17 protein-coding genes are annotated in these 18,979 nt (G+C 64.7%); 6 read left to right on the forward strand and 11 right to left on the reverse strand.

Translation table 11 applies throughout. From position 1 onward, the window contains the following. Positions 1–198: 198 nt before the first annotated feature. The 5 genes from L0U81_RS19485 to L0U81_RS19505 form a co-directional block, all read right to left on the reverse strand. Positions 199–402, reverse strand: a complete 204-nt coding sequence (locus L0U81_RS19485; protein WP_233805156.1) for a hypothetical protein — start codon at positions 400–402, stop codon at positions 199–201. Positions 403–667: 265 nt separating this feature from the next. Then, positions 668–1,687, reverse strand: coding sequence for a VTT domain-containing protein (locus L0U81_RS19490; RefSeq protein ID WP_233805157.1), 1,020 nt, complete (start codon positions 1,685–1,687; stop codon positions 668–670). Positions 1,688–1,930: 243 nt separating this feature from the next. Beyond that, complete coding sequence (locus L0U81_RS19495; protein ID WP_233805158.1) at positions 1,931–2,347, reverse strand: cupin domain-containing protein; 417 nt, start codon at positions 2,345–2,347, stop codon at positions 1,931–1,933. A 126-nt stretch (positions 2,348–2,473) separates the two neighbouring features. Then, the gene (locus tag L0U81_RS19500; RefSeq protein ID WP_233805159.1) at positions 2,474–3,751 is read right to left on the reverse strand and encodes an MFS transporter; all 1,278 of its coding nucleotides are present in this window, start codon (positions 3,749–3,751) and stop codon (positions 2,474–2,476) included. Positions 3,752–3,832: 81 nt separating this feature from the next. Next, complete coding sequence (locus tag L0U81_RS19505; protein WP_233805160.1) at positions 3,833–4,780, reverse strand: LysR substrate-binding domain-containing protein; 948 nt, start codon at positions 4,778–4,780, stop codon at positions 3,833–3,835. A 254-nt stretch (positions 4,781–5,034) separates the two neighbouring features. Between L0U81_RS19505 and L0U81_RS19510 the strand changes: the two genes are divergently transcribed. Next, positions 5,035–5,748, forward strand: a complete 714-nt coding sequence (locus L0U81_RS19510) for a DUF899 family protein (RefSeq protein ID WP_233805161.1) — start codon at positions 5,035–5,037, stop codon at positions 5,746–5,748. 27 nt (positions 5,749–5,775) lie between these two features. Here L0U81_RS19510 and L0U81_RS19515 read toward each other — a convergent pair whose 3' ends face one another. Continuing rightward, on the reverse strand, positions 5,776–7,749 hold the full coding sequence (locus L0U81_RS19515; protein ID WP_233807849.1) for a putative bifunctional diguanylate cyclase/phosphodiesterase: 1,974 nt from the start codon (positions 7,747–7,749) through the stop codon (positions 5,776–5,778). Positions 7,750–8,296: 547 nt separating this feature from the next. Here L0U81_RS19515 and L0U81_RS19520 point away from each other — a divergent pair. Beyond that, positions 8,297–8,575: an HU family DNA-binding protein gene (locus tag L0U81_RS19520; protein WP_008917296.1), complete on the forward strand. Its 279-nt coding sequence runs from the start codon at positions 8,297–8,299 to the stop codon at positions 8,573–8,575. Between the two features lie 245 nt (positions 8,576–8,820). On the opposite strand, the gene L0U81_RS19525 is transcribed toward L0U81_RS19520, so the two are convergent. The 3 genes from L0U81_RS19525 to L0U81_RS19535 all read right to left on the reverse strand — a co-directional run bounded on the left by L0U81_RS19525 (position 8,821) and on the right by L0U81_RS19535 (position 11,821). Then, positions 8,821–9,939: a 3-deoxy-7-phosphoheptulonate synthase gene (locus L0U81_RS19525; RefSeq protein WP_326489843.1), complete on the reverse strand. Its 1,119-nt coding sequence runs from the start codon at positions 9,937–9,939 to the stop codon at positions 8,821–8,823. Between the two features lie 229 nt (positions 9,940–10,168). Beyond that, complete coding sequence (locus L0U81_RS19530) at positions 10,169–11,044, reverse strand: DUF72 domain-containing protein (RefSeq protein WP_442793435.1); 876 nt, start codon at positions 11,042–11,044, stop codon at positions 10,169–10,171. Positions 11,045–11,083: 39 nt separating this feature from the next. Continuing rightward, on the reverse strand, positions 11,084–11,821 hold the full coding sequence (locus tag L0U81_RS19535; RefSeq protein WP_233805162.1) for a TetR/AcrR family transcriptional regulator: 738 nt from the start codon (positions 11,819–11,821) through the stop codon (positions 11,084–11,086). A gap of 248 nt (positions 11,822–12,069) precedes the next feature. Here L0U81_RS19535 and L0U81_RS19540 point away from each other — a divergent pair, with 248 nt between their 5' ends. From L0U81_RS19540 to L0U81_RS19555, 4 genes are read left to right on the forward strand one after another with little or no spacing between them, the layout of a single operon-like run. Next, on the forward strand, positions 12,070–13,251 hold the full coding sequence (locus L0U81_RS19540; protein ID WP_233805163.1) for an isovaleryl-CoA dehydrogenase: 1,182 nt from the start codon (positions 12,070–12,072) through the stop codon (positions 13,249–13,251). 52 nt (positions 13,252–13,303) lie between these two features. Next, positions 13,304–14,911, forward strand: a complete 1,608-nt coding sequence (locus L0U81_RS19545) for a carboxyl transferase domain-containing protein (protein ID WP_233805164.1) — start codon at positions 13,304–13,306, stop codon at positions 14,909–14,911. A 49-nt stretch (positions 14,912–14,960) separates the two neighbouring features. Next, entirely contained in the window at positions 14,961–15,746 is a 786-nt protein-coding gene (locus L0U81_RS19550) for an enoyl-CoA hydratase/isomerase family protein (protein ID WP_233805165.1), read from the forward strand. A 52-nt stretch (positions 15,747–15,798) separates the two neighbouring features. Further along, entirely contained in the window at positions 15,799–17,868 is a 2,070-nt protein-coding gene (locus L0U81_RS19555; RefSeq protein WP_233805166.1) for an acetyl/propionyl/methylcrotonyl-CoA carboxylase subunit alpha, read from the forward strand. Positions 17,869–17,881: 13 nt separating this feature from the next. Here the strand turns inward: L0U81_RS19555 and L0U81_RS19560 are convergent, their stop codons facing one another. Further along, positions 17,882–18,673 (reverse strand): phosphate/phosphite/phosphonate ABC transporter substrate-binding protein, encoded by a 792-nt coding sequence (locus L0U81_RS19560; protein WP_233805167.1) that lies wholly within the window; start codon positions 18,671–18,673, stop codon positions 17,882–17,884. Between the two features lie 19 nt (positions 18,674–18,692). Further along, entirely contained in the window at positions 18,693–18,971 is a 279-nt protein-coding gene (locus tag L0U81_RS19565; RefSeq protein ID WP_233805168.1) for a DUF1488 family protein, read from the reverse strand. Between the last annotated feature and the right edge of the window lie 8 nt (positions 18,972–18,979).

Here is an 18,979-nt window from a genome sequence, read left to right on the forward strand (position 1 = left end):
TGATTCTCTCTGTTTTGTTTCGCATAACGAATAGACGTGTCGAACCCACGCCGCCCATCAGATGAACAAGCGGTTCGAGTGAATCCGTCGCGATGCGCGGTAATCAGTCAGCGCCGCGCGGACGCAAGCAAACAGCTCGCGGAAAACGCGTGCAAACGGATGAATCGAGCGGCGAAAAGAGACGAAAGAAGAGAGGCGCTACGGCAGCAGCGAAGCGACTTCGTCTGTGCGCACCGCGATGAACGCACGTGCGGAGAGGACGTTGCGACGTCGAACGCAACGGCGCGACAGGACTGTGATGACGGACAGAAAGCGGCGAAACGCAAGGCTGCCGTTGCTGCCGTCGGCGATGGCGCCGTCAGCGCAAATACCACGCGCCTGACTGCAATTCCAATTCACCAAAGGGCCTCGGACTCTCACGATGACACTCGACTGGCGTAGTTGAGGGTATTGAAGTGGTCTGTTTCGGATTTACAGCGGACATTGAAGAAACAGGACACGGGTTGATCGACAGGAAGCGCTACTAAACGATACTCACTGATTTCGCAGCGCCGACTCGCGATTGCCCTATGGCAAGCATATACGAGCCAAGAATGCCGTCAATTTGTTTTTAGATTCCGGCAACGCGGCAGCGAGCGCGCTGCCGCGTGTTTTGCCCGCGTGTCGCTCACTCCGCGAGACGCGCGCGCACCGTATATTCACCTTCGTCGCCCTTGTCTTCAAGCATGTGCGCCATCGCCGCATTGAACTCGGGTGGCAATGGCTCGACGGGATAGCCGCGTTTTTCCCACGCATCGAGGCCGCCCTTCAGCGCGCGTACATGATGAATGTTCTTGCGATGCAATTGCCTGACGATGCGCTTCGCGGTCGCTTCGTTAGGACACACGCAATAGACGACGATCGGCCGTTTCAGATACTCGGGATGAATCGGATCAGGCGATTCGAGATCGAGCGGCCGCGCGCCGGCAATGCGGTGCGATTCCTTTTCGCGGACGGTGCTCGGGCGCGCGTCGAGAATCAGCGGAGGTTCGCTCGACTTCATCATCGCGTCGAGTTGATCCGGCGAAATGCGCGTATGCGCGAGCCAGCGGCGAAACTGCAAACGGCGTAGCCAGCGATACAGCAGTACCGCTGCGAAGATTGCCGCGAACGTATCGACGATCGTGCCGCCGTTGTGCCGCACGAGCAGCATCAGTTGCACGATCTGATCGTGCAAGGCGCCGCCGCCAATCACCCAGACGCTCGCCCACAGCGTGGCACCGACCATGTCCCACCACAGAAACACGCCGACGCCAATCGCGGTTGTGCCAAGCAGCGGCGCGGAAATCAGGCCGAGACCGGGCAGGAACTTCGCGACCGTCAAAATTGGTGCGCCATAGCGTTCAAACGTATTGCGCGCGACGCGCACCGTGTTGTCCAGCGAAAGAGAGAAGCGCACGAGGTAATTCAGCAACCGGCGGCCGTACGCGCGTCCGGTGAAAAACCATAGCGAGTCGGCGAGCAGCGTCGCACCGACCGCCGCGCAGATTACGTTGACGTACGAGGTTTCTCCCACCGCAGCCATTGTTCCAGCGAGAACCAGCATCGGCGCGGCGGGAACCGGCATGCCGAGTTGCGTGACGAGCACGCTCATGAATACGGCCCACACGCCGAGAGAGGGTGCAATAGCAACCGGGAAATGCCACACAACCGCGCTCCTGAGAAGGCAATGAAAGAAAAGGGAATCGTCCGCGCAGAAACCGACGCGTTGCTGGAGCGCGCGTCGGCGCGAAGGACGGATTTAAGCACAGGTAGCGAGTCGGCGTTGTGATAGAACGCAGACAATGTCGCGCGCGGTCTGCATGCACCGCGCGGCAAGTGGATCAAACTGGGCTGGGTGGGGTGTCTTGCGTCGCTTCAGGCGGGGCAATCCGGGAAAAGGCGGGGCGACTCACGCAGCCTCGGACGGATCATAAGGCACCACCCGCTCATGCTCGTCCGCGTGATTGCGCGCGACAATCGCGCGGGCCGCGACGTTCGCGTCGAGATTGAACGGCTGATGCGGCACGCCCGGCGGAATGAACAGGAAATCGCCCGGCTCGGTAATGACCGATTCGCGCAAGCCCGGACCATAGCGCGTCTCGATCCTGCCTTCGAGCATATAGATCGCGGTCTCGTAGTCGGCGTGATAGTGCGGCTCCGCATGGCCGCCCGGCGGCACCACGACCATATACATCGATAGGCCGGTCGTGCCCGCGGTGCCGGCCGAAATACCGACGAAATAGGGCAGCCGTTGGGCCGTCGCCATTGCCTGCTCCGGGCGCACCTTGATGACAGGGGCTCGCGCGTCGTGCGTTGCGTTTGACATGGTCGCTCCTTTCGTCGCCGCCGTGCAGGGCGGTTTCACGCATGCCGAACTGCAAGTCTAGACGATCCGGGCGGCAATATCGGACGTGATCGAGCGGACGTGATCGGGCGCGGGGGGCCGCTTGCGTCACGCCTGCGCGGGGCGGGATGAATGCAGCGCGGGCGTCGACACCGATGTGTCGTCGATCGGGAAATGCAGCAGCGCCGCGATCACTCCCGCCGCGACCGTCGCTTCCCATAGCAGCGAATACGAGCCGGTCAGATCGAACACGAGGCCACCGAGCCACGCGCCGAGAAACGAGCCGATCTGATGGCTCAGAAAGCACACGCCGAACAGGCTGCCGAGGTGACGCGTGCCGAACACCTTGGCGACGAGCCCGCTCGTCAGCGGTACGGTGCCGAGCCACGTGAGGCCCATCACGGCCGCGAAAATCACCACTGACACGGCACTTTTCGGCAGCACGAAGAACGCGCCGATCGTCGCGCTGCGAATCAGATAGAGCCAACCGAGCACATGATGCTGGCGGAACCGGCCGCCGAGCCAACCGCATGCCCAACTACCCGCCATATTGAACAGGCCGATCAGCGCAAGCGCGGTGGCGCCCAGCCCGATCGGCATATGACACAGCGTCAGGTATTCGGGCAGATGCGTCGCGATGAACGCGAGCTGGAAACCACAGGTGAAGAAGCCGAGCGTCAGCAGGCCATAGCCGCGATGGCGCGTCGCCTTCGCCAGCACCTCGCGCAGCGGTTCGTGCGCCCTCCCATCCTGAGCCTGAGCCGCCCCATGGATCTGCGCGCGCCGGTCTAGCACGATGCCGAGCGGCGCAATCAGCAGCATCACGAAAGCCAGCACGAATAGCGATGTCGCGATGCCGGCATGCAGCCGGATGCCTTGCACGAGCGGCACCATCAGCACCTGTCCAGCGGAGCCGCCGGCGCTCACGAGCCCCATCGCGACGCTGCGCTTCTCCGGCGACGCGATGCGGCCGACCGCTGGCAGCACCACGCCGAACGTCGTGCAACTCACGCCGATGCCGACCAGCAGCCCCATCCCGATCACGAGTGCCGCGCCGCTCGGCGCGACCGCCGACAGTGCGAGGCCGGCGGCGAACGTCGATGCGCCGAACGCGACGACCGGCGCCGAGCCGTAGCGATCGGCGGCCGCGCCTGCGAACGGCTGCGCGAAGCCCCAGACGAGGTTATGCAGCGCGATCGCGAATGCGATCAGCGTGACCGGCAGACCTCGGTCGAACGAGAACGGGCCGATGAAAAGACCGAAAGTCTGGCGGATGCCCATCGCGGCGCTGAGTATCAGCGCACCGGCGACGATCACGAGCGTCGTGGTGACGGTCGTCGCCGGATCGAGGGCGGCGGCGGGCGGCTTGCTGTGGATGGACGACATGGCGGTTCTCCTTGGCCACCATCGTCCCAGCCCGCCGCGCAGCCGGCAAAGGAAAAGATTTCGACGACAGGTGAGCGCGGCTCACCTGTTCGCTTCGACGTCGGCATTTGCGGCCGGGTCAGTGTGCGCGTCGAACCGCTGCGCCTCGTCGACGAGCCAGCGTTTGAAACCGGCGAGCTCCGGCCGCCGGATTGCGCTGTCCGCATTCTCCGCGCTGACCAGCCAGTAGGCGGTGCCCGATGCAACGGTCCGCGCGCAAGCCTCGACAAGCGTGCCGCTCGCCAGATCGCTATCGACCAGCGGCTTGCGACCGAGCGCGACCCCGAGGCCCATGCTGGCCGCCTCGAACGCGAGCTGGATCGTGTCGACGCGTAAGCCGCCGGTCGTATCGATATCGTCGGTGCTGGTGGCATCGAGCCACGCCTGCCAGTCTTCGCTCGCGGCGTTCACGTGAATCAGCGTCGCGCGCCGCAGGCTCAGATCGCCACGGTCGTCGCGCAGCGTTGCGAGATAGGCGGGGCTGCACACCGGCACGAAGCGCTCGCCGAACAGACGTGTCCATGCGGTGCCGGCGACCGGCGCGCGGCTCATGCGAATCGCGAAATCGAAGCCGTCGACCGGAAAGCCCACCTGGCGATGCGACGTATCCACGCTCACGTTGACGTTCGGCCAGCGCGCGCGAAAGCCGGCGAGGCGCGGCAGCAGCCAGCGCGACGCGAAGGTCGGCGCGCAGCTGAGCGCAATCGGCCGATCCGCGCGATGATTGGGTAGACGCTGCGTGCCGATCGCGATCAGCGAAAACGCCTCGGAGACGTACGATAGATAATCCGCGCCGATCGCCGTCAGCGAGATGCCGCGCGGCTCGCGCACGAACAGTTCGACGCCGAGCGCCTCCTCGAGTCCGACGATGCCGTGACTGATCGCGCTCGGCGTGACGTTCAGTTCGGTGGCGGCGAGCTTGAAACTTTGATGCCTGCCGGCCGCTTCGAAAAAGCGAAGCGCGGGCAGGGGCGGCAGACGAAGCGGCATGTGCGTTCCCCAAGGCGGCCACGTCGCGCGTGGCGCGCGTGTCATGTGGCGCAAGCATACCGCGAGGCGACGCGTGACGAGGGCGTCGCCAAACCGCCGGCGCAACCGCCGCGAACAATCACTGCAGAAAATACCTCGCCGGGCCCGTCGATTTTCCGCAGCCTCATGCGTCGTCGCTACAGGAGGGGGCGGCAAGCGCAGGCTCGCTCGCCTTCCGTCCGTTTTTCTCACGATTTCTCACAAGGAGATGACTGATGAACAACGCAAGCACCCCAATGCACACGCTGAAACCAGCCCGCGAGCTGGCTGACCTACCCCCGCGCTTTCCCGGCGAGAGCGCCGAATATCGACGCGCGCGCAATGCGTTGCTGGTCGAGGAGATCGAACTGCGCCGCCAGATCGAGCGCGTCGCCGCGCAACGCCGCGCCCTGCCGCCGGGCGGTATCGTGCCCGAGGATTACCGCTTCGACGGCGAAGCTGGGCCGGTGACGCTGTCGCAGATGTTCGGCGCGCACGACACTCTCGTCATCTACAACTGGATGTTCGGGCCGCAGCGCGAGCGCCCCTGCCCGATGTGCACGTCGTTGCTGAGCGCATGGGACGGCGAAATGCCCGATATCCTGCAGCGCGTCGCGTTCGCGATAGTCGCCCGCTCGCCGATCGAGCGGCTCGTCGCGTTCAAACAGGAGCGCGGCTGGCGGCATCTGCGGCTTTATTCGTCGGGCGGCAATACGTTCAATCGTGTCTACGGCTGCGAAGATCCTGCCGGTGATGATCTTCCCGCGCTCAATGTGTTCACGAACACGGGCGGCGTCGTGCGGCACTTCTGGGCCGGGGAGATGGGGCCGGAGACTGCGGACCCCGGCCAGGATGCGCGCGGCGCGCCCGATCTGATGCCGCTTTGGACGATCCTCGACACGACGCCGGGCGGCCGCGGCACCAACTGGTATCCGAAGCTGGCGTATTGAACGGCGCCGCCGTAGAGCGCTTGAAAGCTACGTCTGCGTCTCCGCTGCGCGGCTCTGCGCGAGCGTGGTCAACAAAAACGTGCCGACCGCGCTCGCCCGCATCGGCAGGCTGAAGAGATAGCCTTGCACCGCGCGCGCGCCGAGCGCCTTCACGACCTCGGCCTGCAACGACGTTTCGAGTCCTTCCACCACGCATTCGAGTCCGAGGTTGCGGCACAGGTCGATCACGGATTTGACGATCTTCTTCGACGCGCTGTTGGTATCGACGTCGGTCACGAAGCTGCGGTCGATCTTGATGGTGTCGAACGGCAGCCGATGCACGTAGCTGAGGCTCGAATAGCCGGTGCCGAAATCGTCGAGCGACATCCGGCAGCCGGCCTGCTTGAGCATCGTCATCGCGCTATGTGCCTGCTCGAAATCGCGCGTCAACGCGGTTTCGGTGATTTCGAACGTCACGCGATGCGGCGACACGCCGCTCGCCGCGACGATGTCGATCAGGCGACGCGCGCGCGCCGACGTCGAGATATCGATCGCGGACAGGTTGAACGACAGATACAGATCGGCCGGCCATTGCGCGACTTCGGCGAGCGCCCGGCGCAGCAGCACGTCGGTGATGCCGAGAATCAGCTCGGTACGTTCCGCGATCCGAATGAATTCCTCCGGCCTGACCATGCCGAGCCGGGCGTTGTGCCAGCGGCCGAGCGCTTCGAGTCCGATCGGCTGGCGCGTGAGCAGATCGTAGATCGGCTGGAACTCGAGGAACAGCTCTGCTTCGAGGTCCGCGTGGCGCAGCTCCTGGGTGACGAGGCTCAGGCGCCGCATTCGCGTTTCGTGCTCGGTCGAGAAAATCACCGGCATGCCGCGGCGGTTTTCCTTGCCGACGTAAAGCGCGGCATCGGCGCGTTCGAATACCTGCGCGACCGTCGAGCCCGCTTCGGGAAACGCGGCCCAGCCGATGGTGCCCGACAGTTCCGCGACATTGTCGGCGACCTGATACGGCTGACTGAGCGCGTGGCAGATACGCTGCCCCAGCTCGACCAGCGCTTCGTTCGACAGCTTGTGACGCACGATCGCCCCGAATTCGTCGCCGCCCAGACGCGCGAACATCAGGCCCGTTTCGGCGATCGACAGGAGTCGCGCGCCGACTTCCTGCAACACGAGATCGCCGCTCGCGTGACCGTAGATGTCGTTGACCTGCTTGAAGCCGTCCAGATCGATGAGCCCGACGTTGAAGCCGCCGCCGGTTTCGAGAGCCTGCTCCGCTATCGCGTGCAGCGACGAGAAGAAACTGCGCCGGTTCGGCAGGCCGGTCAGACTGTCGAGGTTCGCGAGCCGGTAGTTGTCGTCGCTGAGCCGTTGGGTGTTTTGCTGGCTCGCCCGTAGTTCGCGTTGTGCGTTCACCGCATCCGCGAACGTGCGCCAGTAAAGCTGGATGACCACCGCGAGCGCGACGCCGACCAGCGTCATGTCGATGGCCATCGCGAAGAACACCGACGAGCCGCTGGATACGAGGAACCCGGAGAAACTGAGGATGACGAGGCAAAGCAGCAGAAGCGCGGGCTTGCGCAGATGGATCAGGCAGAACATGCTGCCGACCAGCGTCGTCGCCATATAGAACGCGACCTGCGCCTGCTGGGACGCAGTGCCGTACGGGAACAGCAGCAGCGACCAGCTGGTGAACGCCACGCCGAACAGGCCGACCAGCCACGTCACGCCGCGCAATTCGCGGACCGCCTGCGCGTCCGTCATCGTACGGTTGCGCCTGCGCCACCAGCGCACGCAGCGAAGCAGGCACAGCACGCCGAGCGCCGCGGGTATGTACAGGGACAGCCAGTCCGGCGCGCTACCCAGATGCGTCGCCGCGACCGCCGCCGTGTTGACGAGCAGAATGAAGTAGAGAAGCGGTATCTGGCGGCTGAACGCACGCAACTGCGCATGCATGAGCTCCCGGTCGCCTTCGACGACCGATAGCATCTTTTTCAATCTCGCAAGCCAAACCATTGCCATCCCTTTAACGTTTGCGCGCTAAACGCAGCTGTGTATATCGGCGTGATTGCCGCTTAACTTGAGTGCTCTGATGGGGAGAAGGGCATTAAAACCAAAGGTTTGTGAATCCGACTGTGCGCTTACGAGTCAGGGGCGGTAAGTACTACCTGGCGGCACGCGTTCGTAACGCCGGAACCAGACGTTTGTGCCGGATTCTCGTTTCTTGCCGATGGTTAATTTGCAACGTGGACCACAAGCACCGCGCCCGCGCTTCGCCAGGTGGGCTATCGTGATGGGTAAGCCCGCGCAGGTCCGCAGGCCGCGCGCTAAAGCACTGAAATTGCAACGGATTGTGATGCTCGAGGATGGCGCACGAGGCGGTGCGCGCGCATAAGCCCGCGATTCTTATGGCAGTTTGGAGCGGAAAAACGTCAAATCGCCGCCCCGGCGTTGATACAAGCCTTACACCAAGGGTTTGCGCGAAAGTGCGCCTATGCGTTAGTGTGTCGGTCCCGGCGCCTCAGAAGGGCGCCGATTCCATGATTACCATACGGGAAGTGCTATGAACAAACAGGAACTGATTGATGCAGTCGCCGCAACGACGGGCGAAAGCAAAGCGGCAACCGGCCAGACCATCGACGCGATCGTCGAGGCAGTGACCAAGGCCGTGGTGAGCGGCGATACGGTGCAACTGGTCGGTTTCGGTTCGTTCTCGACCGGCGCGCGCGCAGCACGCGTGGGCCGCAACCCGTCGACGGGCGAAGAGATCCAGATCGCCGCGGCCAAGACGGTGAAGTTCACCGCAGGCAAGGCGTTCAAGGAAGCCGTCAACGCGTCGTAAGTTACGCGCTTCACGCTGGAGCATTCCTGGTGCGCTCCGCAGCCCTGCTGTGAGGCGCGCGCCTGGGTGGTGCGTCGGGCGTGAGGTTCACGCGCTGCCCAACCCGGCCAGGCGGTTCGCCCGGAGGCTGGCGCGGCGCGTGTGCCTGGCACTTTGGGCCGGGCGTTCCCGGGCTCGATCGGTTTCGATCGGGTCGCGAGCGGACCCGCCGCCGAATCGCGGTCCGTGGTCCGTGCGTTGCGCTGTCAGCCCGCGCGACGCGTGCGGGTTGCCGCCGCGAGCGTGGCGAGCACCGGTTCGGTTTGTGCCCAGCTTACGCAGGCATCCGTGATCGATACGCCGTAACGTAACGGCACACCGGCCTTCAGATCCTGACGGCCCTCTTCCAGATGACTTTCGAGCATCACGCCGATGATGCGGTGCTCACGCGCCGACAGTTGCCGCGCGATATCGTCCGCGACCTCGATTTGCCTAAGGTGCGACTTGTTCGAGTTCGCATGCGAGCAGTCGATCATCACCTGCTCGCGCAGACCTGCTGAACGCAGTGCTTCGCACGTCGCCTGCACTGACGCGCTGTCGTAGTTCGGCCCTTTCTTGCCGCCGCGCAGAATTACGTGCGCGTCATCGTTGCCGCGCGTTTCGAAGATCGCGGCCATGCCCATTTTCGTCATGCCCATGAACGCGTGGCTAGCGCGCGCCGCGACGATCGCGTCGGCGGCGATCTGCACGCCGCCGTCGGTGCCGTTCTTGAAGCCGATCGGGCAGCTCAACCCCGATGCGAGCTGCCGATGACTCTGGCTCTCGGTCGTGCGCGCGCCGATCGCACCCCACGCGATCAGATCGGCGATGTATTGCGGACTCAGCAGGTCGAGGAATTCGGTCGCGGTCGGCAAGCCCAGACCGTTGATGTCGAGCAGCAACTGCCGCGCGAGACGCAAGCCTTCGTTGATACGGAAGCTGCCATCCAGCCGCGGGTCGTTGATATAGCCTTTCCAGCCCACCGTCGTGCGTGGCTTCTCGAAGTACACGCGCATCACGATCAGCAGGTCGTCCTTGTAGTGATCGGCGGCGGTCTTCAGCTTGCGCGCGTATTCGATCGCCTGATCGTGATCGTGGATCGAGCAGGGGCCGGTGATCAGCACGAGCCGATCGTCGCGGCCGTGGAGAATGTCGGCGATTTCGACGCGGGTCTTCTCGACCAGCGTCTGCACCGTGGGCGGCACCGGCAGTTCGTCCTGTAGCAGTGCCGGGGAAATCAGCGGACGAACCGCGCCGATGCGCACGTCGTCGATGCGCGTGGTGTCCTGGGTGGCGTCGGCCGAGCCGACTTCCTGATCGTGCAGGGGGTTGTCGAGGGCGCTCAAGATGTTCTCCGCAATCGGTTGGTGAGGCGGCCTCGCCGCCTGATTATGCTAGCGTCGCCGCGACGAGGGCGCGGGCGCTGCGTGGGTTTGACGTGGACCGTGCGGGGTGGGGCGCTTGAGGCCTCGGGCGAGGCTTGAAGCAAAGCCTACGCGACCGCGCACGGATGCGCTGGCGCGATTATGACACCCGCGCCGGCCTGCCGGCATGCGGTTAGGCGGCTCGGCGGATTCAGAGCTTCTGGATCAACGCCATCGCGGCGGCCGGATTGCGCTCCTTGAAGCCGCTGATCACATACAGGTAGACGTCGCGCGCGGCGGCGTTCGCGGGCGGCTCCGCCCAGGTCTCGAGATCGTCCGGCGTGGTGCCGGCGGCGAGCTGACGCACGCGCTCGGCCCATGCGCCGAGCGCTTTCGTCGAATAGCCTTTGGCCTGGCTGTCGCTCGTGCCCATGATGCGCGCGTAGACGAACGGCGCGGTGATGTCGGCGATCTGCGGATACTCGCTGTCTGCCGCGAGCACGACCGCGACCTTGTGCTCACGCGCGAGCGCGATGAATTCCGGTGTCCTGAACGAGTCGTGACGAACCTCGACCGCATGCCGCAGCGCCTGTCCTTCGATGCTTGCGGGCAGCAGCTTCAGAAAGGCTTCGAAATCGTCGGGGTCGAACTTCTTGGTGGATGCGAACTGCCAGTTGATCGGCCCGAGCTTCTGTTTGAGCAGCAGCACGCCACTTGCGAAGAAGCGCTCGATCGTTTCGCCCGCTTCGGCGAGCACCTTGCGGTTCGTCGCGTAGCGCGGCGCTTTCAGCGAGAACACGAAATCTTCGGGCGTTTCCTGATACCACTTCTCGTAGCTGGCCGGTTTCTGCAAACCATAGAACGTGCCGTTGATTTCGATGGATGTCAGATGCCGGCTCGCGTATTCGAGCTCGCGGCTTTGCGTGAGGCTCTCCGGATAAAACGGCCCGCGCCACGGCGCGTAGGTCCACCCGCCGATGCCGATGCGAATGCGTGCGGAAGATCTGGATTGGGACGGAACTTTCGTCGGCGCTTTCCTGGTGGCGCTGGGCGGGTTACTTTCCTTCGCGTTTCTCGCTACGGGCACTTGGGCTCTCCTTCGGGCTGCGGCGGGAAAGCTCGTAGATTAGTCGTTTTTCTCGCGGCGCGCGGCGTTGGCTTCGTCGAAACGACGGCTCGCTTCGGCCACTTCCACGCGAAAGCGCTGCAACGCACTCAGCGCTAGGTCAGGCGGCGTCAGCGCGACCCACAGCACCTCGATCAGCTGATCAGCAGTCGCGTCGATATCGATCTGACGGTTGGTCAGCGTCGCGTCCCATAGCACGTGCTCCATCGGCCCGAACACCATCGAGCGCAACAGGCGCAGCGGCACGTCGGCACGAACCTCGCCGCTTTGCTGGCCTTGCGCGAGCACGCGCATCAACGGCGCGGTGTAGCGGCGCTGCAGTTCGGTCAGCGCTTCGCCCAGTTCGTGATGCCGCGCGCGGCCTTCGGACAGCACGAGCGCGCACAGGTCGGTGCCGTTCACGAGCATCAGCCGCAGATGCATGCGCACGATGAACGCAAACTGCTGGCGCACGTTACCGTCGCGCGGCAGGCCCGCTTCGATCGCGTCGATGATCTCGTCGTACCAATCGCCGATGACACGCGCGCACAGCTCGCGCTTGCCGCGAAAATAGCTGAACACCGTCGCTTCGGAAATACCGAGGCGCTGCGCGATTTCCGCGGTCGTCGCGCGTTCGTAGCCCCTTTCGGAGAACACGTCCCGGCCCGCCTGAAGAATCTCCTTCACGCGCTGCTGCGACTTGCGCCCGGCCGGCTGGCGACGCGAGACAGGTAATCCGGCCTTCTCGGCAACCGTCATATGAGTCAGATTCAGATTTTTGATGGGGGTTGAGGCTCAAGGTGGCGTTCGTGCGCCGCTCATATGCCCGATGAGCGCGATCGTAGCACCGAATCAGCGGATTGGCGCGGCTCGGTGAAATTTCTGAGTAACACTCAAAAGTACCTATTGACGGTTACGTCAATCTGGCGTGAAATGCGCCATGACATGTTTTCGCGCGCCGCTTCGCGTTCCATGAACGGCCGCCCACGAACTCAGGAGACACCGCAATGCCCAATCTGCCCGGTTTGCAGTTCCCGCTCGGCGAAGAAATCGAAATGCTGCGCGACAGCATTGCATCGTTCGCCGCCAAAGAAATCGCGCCGCGCGCGGGGGAAATCGATCGCACCGATCAGTTTCCGATGGACCTATGGCGCAAGTTCGGCGATCTCGGCGTGCTCGGGATGACGGTCTCCGAAGAGTACGGCGGCGCCAACATGGGCTACACAGCGCACATGGTCGCGATGGAGGAAATCTCGCGCGCGTCGGCATCGGTGGGCCTTTCGTATGGCGCGCATTCGAACCTGTGCGTGAACCAGATTCATCGCAATGGCACCGACGCGCAGAAGCGCAAGTATCTGCCGAAGCTCGTCTCGGGCGAGCACGTCGGTGCGCTGGCGATGAGCGAGCCGAACGCGGGCTCGGACGTGGTCAGCATGAAGCTGCGCGCCGAGAAGAAGGGCGACCGCTACGTGCTCAACGGCACCAAGATGTGGATCACCAACGGCCCCGATTGCGACACGCTCGTCGTCTATGCGAAGACCGATCCCGAGGCGAATTCGCGTGGCATTACGGCGTTCATCGTCGAGAAGGGCATGAAGGGTTTCTCGGTCGCGCAGAAGCTCGACAAGCTCGGCATGCGCGGCTCGCACACCGGCGAACTCGTGTTTCAGGACGTCGAAGTGCCGGAGGAAAACATCCTCGGCCAGTTGAACGGCGGCGTCAAAGTGCTGATGAGCGGTCTCGATTACGAGCGCGCGGTGCTCGCGGGCGGTCCGACCGGCATCATGGTCGCGGTGATGGACGCGGTCGTGCCGTATATCCACGACCGCAAGCAGTTCGGCCAGTCGATCGGTGAGTTCCAGCTGATCCAGGGCAAGGTCGCCGATCTGTACACGACCTTGCAGGCATGCCGCGCGTATCTGTACGCGGTCGGCCGCCAGCTCGACACGCTCGGCAACGACCACGTGCGCCAGGTGCGCAAGGACTGCGCGGGTGTGATTCTGTACACGGCCGAAAAGGCGACGTGGATGGCCGGCGAGGCGATCCAGATTCTCGGCGGCAATGGCTATATCAACGAGTATCCGGTCGGGCGTCTGTGGCGCGATGCGAAGCTTTACGAAATCGGCGCGGGCACGAGCGAGATTCGCCGCATGCTGATCGGCCGGGAGCTGTTTGCCGAAACGCTGTGACGCAAGCGAGCGTGAGCCCTATCAATCGGCGGCACTTTGGAGAAGCGACGTCATGCCGATCATCGAATCAAAACTGAACCCGCGCTCGGACGATTTCCGTGCGAACGTTGCGGCGCTCGAAGCGCTCGTCGCTGATCTGCGCGCGAAGATCGAGCAGCTCGCGCAAGGCGGCGGCCAGGCCGCGCGCGACAAGCACACGAGCCGCGGCAAACTGCTGCCGCGCGAGCGGATCGCGTATCTGCTCGATCCGGGCACGCCGTTTCTCGAACTGTCGCAGCTCGCCGCGTACGGCATGTATAACGACGACGCGCCTGGCGCCGGCGTGATCACCGGTATCGGCCGCATCGCGGGGCAGGAGTGCGTGATCGTCTGCAACGACGCGACGGTCAAAGGCGGCACCTACTATCCGGTCACCGTGAAGAAGCATGTGCGCGCGCAGGAAATCGCCAGCGAAAACCGCTTGCCGTGCGTGTACCTCGTCGACTCGGGCGGCGCGAATCTGCCGAATCAGGACGAGGTGTTTCCCGATCGCGATCACTTCGGCCGCATCTTCTACAACCAGGCGAATCTGTCGGCGGCAGGCATTCCGCAGATCGCGGTCGTAATGGGTTCGTGCACCGCGGGCGGCGCGTATGTGCCGGCGATGAGCGACGAGTCGATCATCGTGAAGAACCAGGGGACGATTTTTCTCGGCGGTCCGCCGCTCGTCAAAGCCGCGACCGGTGAAGTGGTCAGCGCCGAAGACCTCGGCGGCGGCGACGTGCATACGCGTCTGTCGGGTGTCGTCGATCATCTCGCGCAGAACGATGCGCATGCGCTCGGGATCGCGCGCAGCATCGTCGGCAATCTGAATCGCGTGAAGCCGGTGCCGCTCGTGTTGCAGGAGCCGAAGCCGCCGCGCTACGACACACAGAGCATCTACGGGGTGATTCCGGTCGACACGCGCAAGCCTTTCGATATCCGCGAGGTGATCGCGCGCATCGTCGACGATTCCGCGTTTGATGAATTCAAGGCGCGCTACGGCACGACGCTCGTGTGTGGCTTCGCGCATATCTGGGGGCACCCGGTCGGCATCGTCGCGAACAACGGTATTCTGTTTTCGGAGTCGGCGCTCAAGGGCACGCACTTCATCGAGCTGTGTTGCCAGCGCAAGATTCCGCTCGTGTTTCTGCAGAACATCACCGGCTTCATGGTCGGCCGCAAGTATGAAAACGAAGGCATCGCGCGCAACGGCGCGAAGATGGTGACGGCCGTTGCGACCGCGAAGGTGCCGAAGTTCACGGTAATCATCGGCGGCTCGTTCGGCGCGGGCAACTACGGCATGTGCGGCCGCGCGTATTCGCCTCGCTTCCTGTGGATGTGGCCGAACGCGCGCATCTCGGTGATGGGCGGCGAGCAGGCGGCATCGGTGCTCGCCACTGTCAGGCGCGACGGTATCGAAGCGAAGGGCGGCAACTGGAGCGCGGAGGAAGAAGAGGCGTTCAAGCAGCCGATTCGTGACCAATACGAGCAACAGGGCCATCCGTACTACGCGAGCGCGCGTCTGTGGGACGATGGCGTGATCGACCCCGCGCAAACCCGTGACGTGCTCGGTCTCGGCCTGTCGGCAGCAATGAATGCGCCGATCGAAGACACGCGCTTCGGCGTGTTCAGAATGTGATGGCGCACGGCGTCACGAGGCGACCACGCAAGGAAAAGGAGTGCTGGGCATGCAATACGAAACGCTGAAGGTCGAAGTTGCCGGCCCGATCGCGACGGTCACACTGAATCGTCCGGAGGTGCGCAACGCGTTCAACGAAACGATGATCGCCGAGCTGACTGCCGCATTCACCGCGCTGGACACGCGCGACGACGTGCGCGCGGTCGTGCTCGCTGCGAACGGCAAGGCGTTCTGCGCGGGCGCCGACCTGAACTGGATGAAGAAAATGGCCGGCTACTCGGACGACGAGAACCGCGCCGATGCAATGCGGCTCGCAGGCATGCTGTCGGCGGTGTATCGCTGCAACAAGCCGGTGATTGCGCGCGTGAACGGCGACGCGTACGCGGGCGGCATGGGCCTGATTGCCGCTTGCGACATCGTCGTTGCGGTCGAAAGCGCGCACTTCTGCCTGTCGGAAGCACGCCTCGGGCTGATTCCCGCGACGATCGCGCCTTACGTGATTCGCGCGCTCGGCGAGCAGGCGTCGCGGCGCTACTTCGTCACCGCCGAGGCGTTCGACTGCGCGAGCGCATTGCGTCTCGGATTGGTCAGCGAAGCGGTGAGCGCGGAGCAACTCGATGCAACGGTCGCGCAACTCGCGCAGACCTTGTGCGCGAACGGCCCGCAGGCGGTGCGCGCCTGCAAGCGGCTCGTGCAGGACATCGCGGGCCGCGAGCTGAGCGACGCGCTGATCGAGGACACGGCCGAACGTATTGCGAAAACGCGGGCCGGTGCCGAAGGCCGCGAAGGCGTCGCGTCGTTCCTCGAAAAACGCACGCCGGGCTGGCGCAACTGACATGCCCCGCTAACAACCATCGCCCCGTAGCGCCTATTTCATCGAGACACTCATGTTCAACAAGATCCTGATCGCTAACCGGGGTGAGATTGCGTGCCGCGTCGCCGCGACTTGCAAGCGGCTCGGCATCGCGAGCGTGGCCGTCTATTCCGACGCGGATGCCAACGCCAAACACGTTGCTGCCTGCGACGAAGCGGTTCATATCGGCGGCTCGGCGGCGACGCAAAGCTATCTGCGCATCGAGCGCATCATCGAAGCCGCGCGCGCGGCTGGCGCGCAGGCCGTGCATCCGGGCTACGGTTTTCTTTCGGAAAACGAAGATTTCGCGGATGCGTGCGAGGCGGCCGGCATCGTCTTTATCGGACCGCCGGTCGAGGCGATCGCCGCGATGGGCTCGAAGGCCGCAGCGAAAGCGCTGATGCACGCAGCCGCGGTGCCGCTCGTGCCCGGCTATCACGGCGACGACCAGGACCCGCAGCTGTTGCAGCGCGAGGCGGATGCGATCGGCTATCCGGTGTTGCTGAAGGCGAGCGCGGGCGGGGGCGGCAAGGGCATGCGCGTGGTCGAGCGTAGCGGGGACTTCGCGGCCGCGCTGCTGTCGTGCAAGCGCGAGGCGGCGAGCAGCTTCGGCAACGATCGCGTGCTGATCGAGAAATATCTGACGCGGCCGCGTCACGTCGAAGTCCAGGTGTTTGCCGATCGGCACGGCGGCGCGGTCTATCTGTTCGACCGCGACTGCTCGGTGCAGCGGCGTCATCAGAAGGTGCTCGAGGAAGCGCCGGCGCCGGGGCTGTCCGCGGAGGTCAAGCGCGCGATGGGCGAAGCGGCCGTGGCCGCCGCGCGCGCGGTCAACTATGTCGGCGCGGGCACGGTCGAGTTCATCATGACACCGGGCGGCGAGTTCTATTTCATGGAAATGAACACACGGCTGCAGGTCGAGCATCCCGTCACCGAGATGGTGACGGGACAGGACCTCGTCGAATGGCAGTTGCGCGTCGCCGCGGGCGAGGCGCTGCCGCTCACGCAGCAGCATCTGAAGCTCGACGGCCATGCGATCGAGGCGCGCATCTACGCCGAGCATCCGGCGCGCGGTTTCCTGCCGTCCACGGGTACGCTCAAGTACCTGCGCATGCCCGAAGGCGTCGAGTTCGCGATCGACGCGGCCGGACTCGGCGAGCCGGGCCGCAAGGCTCCTGTGCGCATCGACAGCGGCGTGCGTGAGGGCGACACGATCACGCCGTTCTACGATCCGATGATCGCCAAGTTGATCGTCCACGGTGCAACGCGCGAGGAGGCGTTGGCGCGCCTCACGCGTGCGCTGCATGCGTGCGAAGTCGTCGGGCCGCATACGAACGTCGAGTTTCTGCGGCGCATCGTCGCGAGCGAACCGTTCGCGAGCGGCGATCTCGACACGGGCTTGATCGAGCGTCATCACGACGCACTGTTCGCGCCGGCGAAGAAACCGTTCAAGGAAGCGCTGGCGCTCGCGTGCGCCGCACTGCTGACGCGTGAGGGCGGTACCGCGCACGGCGCGTCGCCGTGGGATGCGCTGTCGCACTGGCGGCTCAATAGCGGTTACACGCAAACGCTCGGCTGGCGCATGATCGACGACGGTGCCAACGAGGGCAGCGAGGCCCCGTTCACGGTCGTGTTCGCGCGCAACGGTGAAACGCAAGCGCTCGTGCAGACACTCGAGCACGACGGCGTGCGCGAGGACTTCACATGGTCGGTCGGCGCAGGCGACCACGCATGGCGCGCCACGATCGGCGATGCGCGCGCGACGGGACGCGTGTTCGTCGACGGCGACAGGTTCCACGTGTTCTGCCTCGGCGAGACGCTTGCATTCGAATGGCAGAACCTGCTCGCGCATGCCGCAGACGCCGAGCATGGCGAAGGCCGTTTGACCGCGCCGATGCCAGGCAAGGTGATCGCGGTGCTGGTCGAGCCGGGCACGGTGGTCGAGAAGGGCGCGCCGCTGATCGTGATGGAAGCGATGAAGATGGAGCATACGATCGGCGCGCCGGCGGCCGGTACGATCGCCGAGGTGCTGTATGCGGTCGGCGATCAGGTCGCCGACGGCGCGCAGTTGCTGGTGCTGGACGTGCAGCAGGCGAGTCAGTAAGCGAGGGTACCGATCAGCCGAGCCGCGCGTAGCCCGCGGCGCGCGCCTGGCTTTCGAGCTCGCGGATGCGCGCGTAGTCGGTGAGCGGGAGCGTTGAAAAGCCCCTTAAGCGCAGGCGTTTTGCGCGCTCGGGGCGGACGGTGAGTGTCTCGTTCAGCGCGTTGCGCAACGCGGCGATCGTGGTCCGCGGCACATTGGCCGCGGCGATCAGCGGCAAGCCCGGCGATGCGGCGGTCATGCCGATCGCGCGCACGCGCCGCGCCAGTTCGGGCAGCACGTCGCCAACGAAGGCGAAGGTCACGCAGTCGATCGCGGCGACGTCCGCGCGATTATCGGCGACCGCGCGCAGCGAGTCGAGATGCGAGCCCGTGCGCAGCACCGCGCCGAAGAACATGCCGGCGTGCGCGAGCGGCGCGACCGCGTGCCGAAACGCGTTCATGCCGCTGTTCGAATCGTCCTGGTTGTAGGCGGCGCGCGTGCCGCGGCACGAGGCGAGCGTGTCGAAGCGCGCGTCGGCGCGCGTGACCAGTACGCTCGAGTAATGTGCGCCGTCGCAACCGGGCGCATCGAAGCAGGGTGTCGCGATCAACTGGACCTGCTCGTGCAGGCCATGCATCAGCGGATAACCGCAGGTCTGCGAAATCAGCAGATTCGGGCGCCGCCAGAAACCGTGCAGTTCCTCGTCGGGTTCGACGATGCGGCAGGCGGGCTTGACCCGGCGCAGCACGTCGTCGAGCCAACCGCGCCATTCGAGGCCGAGTGCGGGTGTTACGTTGTACATCGGCAGGGCGGCGATCCAGCTCATGAAGGCGTCTCTCGTACGCCTAATGTCTGACCAATTTGAATTCGTCGAGACCAAGCCGCACCGATTCGCTCGGCGTGAACTGCCAACGCTGAGCGGCAACGGAGAGGATCTCGTCCTGCGCATCCTCGAACGCGACCAGCAGGTCCTGCTTGCGACGGCTCGCGGCGCCGCAGAACTCCACCAGCGCGTCGGCGCTGACTTCAAAAATCTGTGCGCGATCGTCGCAGCACACGCGGAACGCGACCGTCGCGCATTCCGTCACACAGGGCCGGAACCCTTCATCGACATAGACCGACATGGCGAACT

Origin of the sequence: Paraburkholderia sp. HP33-1 (genome assembly GCF_021390595.1) — a bacterium.
Taxonomy (GTDB): Bacteria; Pseudomonadota; Gammaproteobacteria; order Burkholderiales; family Burkholderiaceae; genus Paraburkholderia.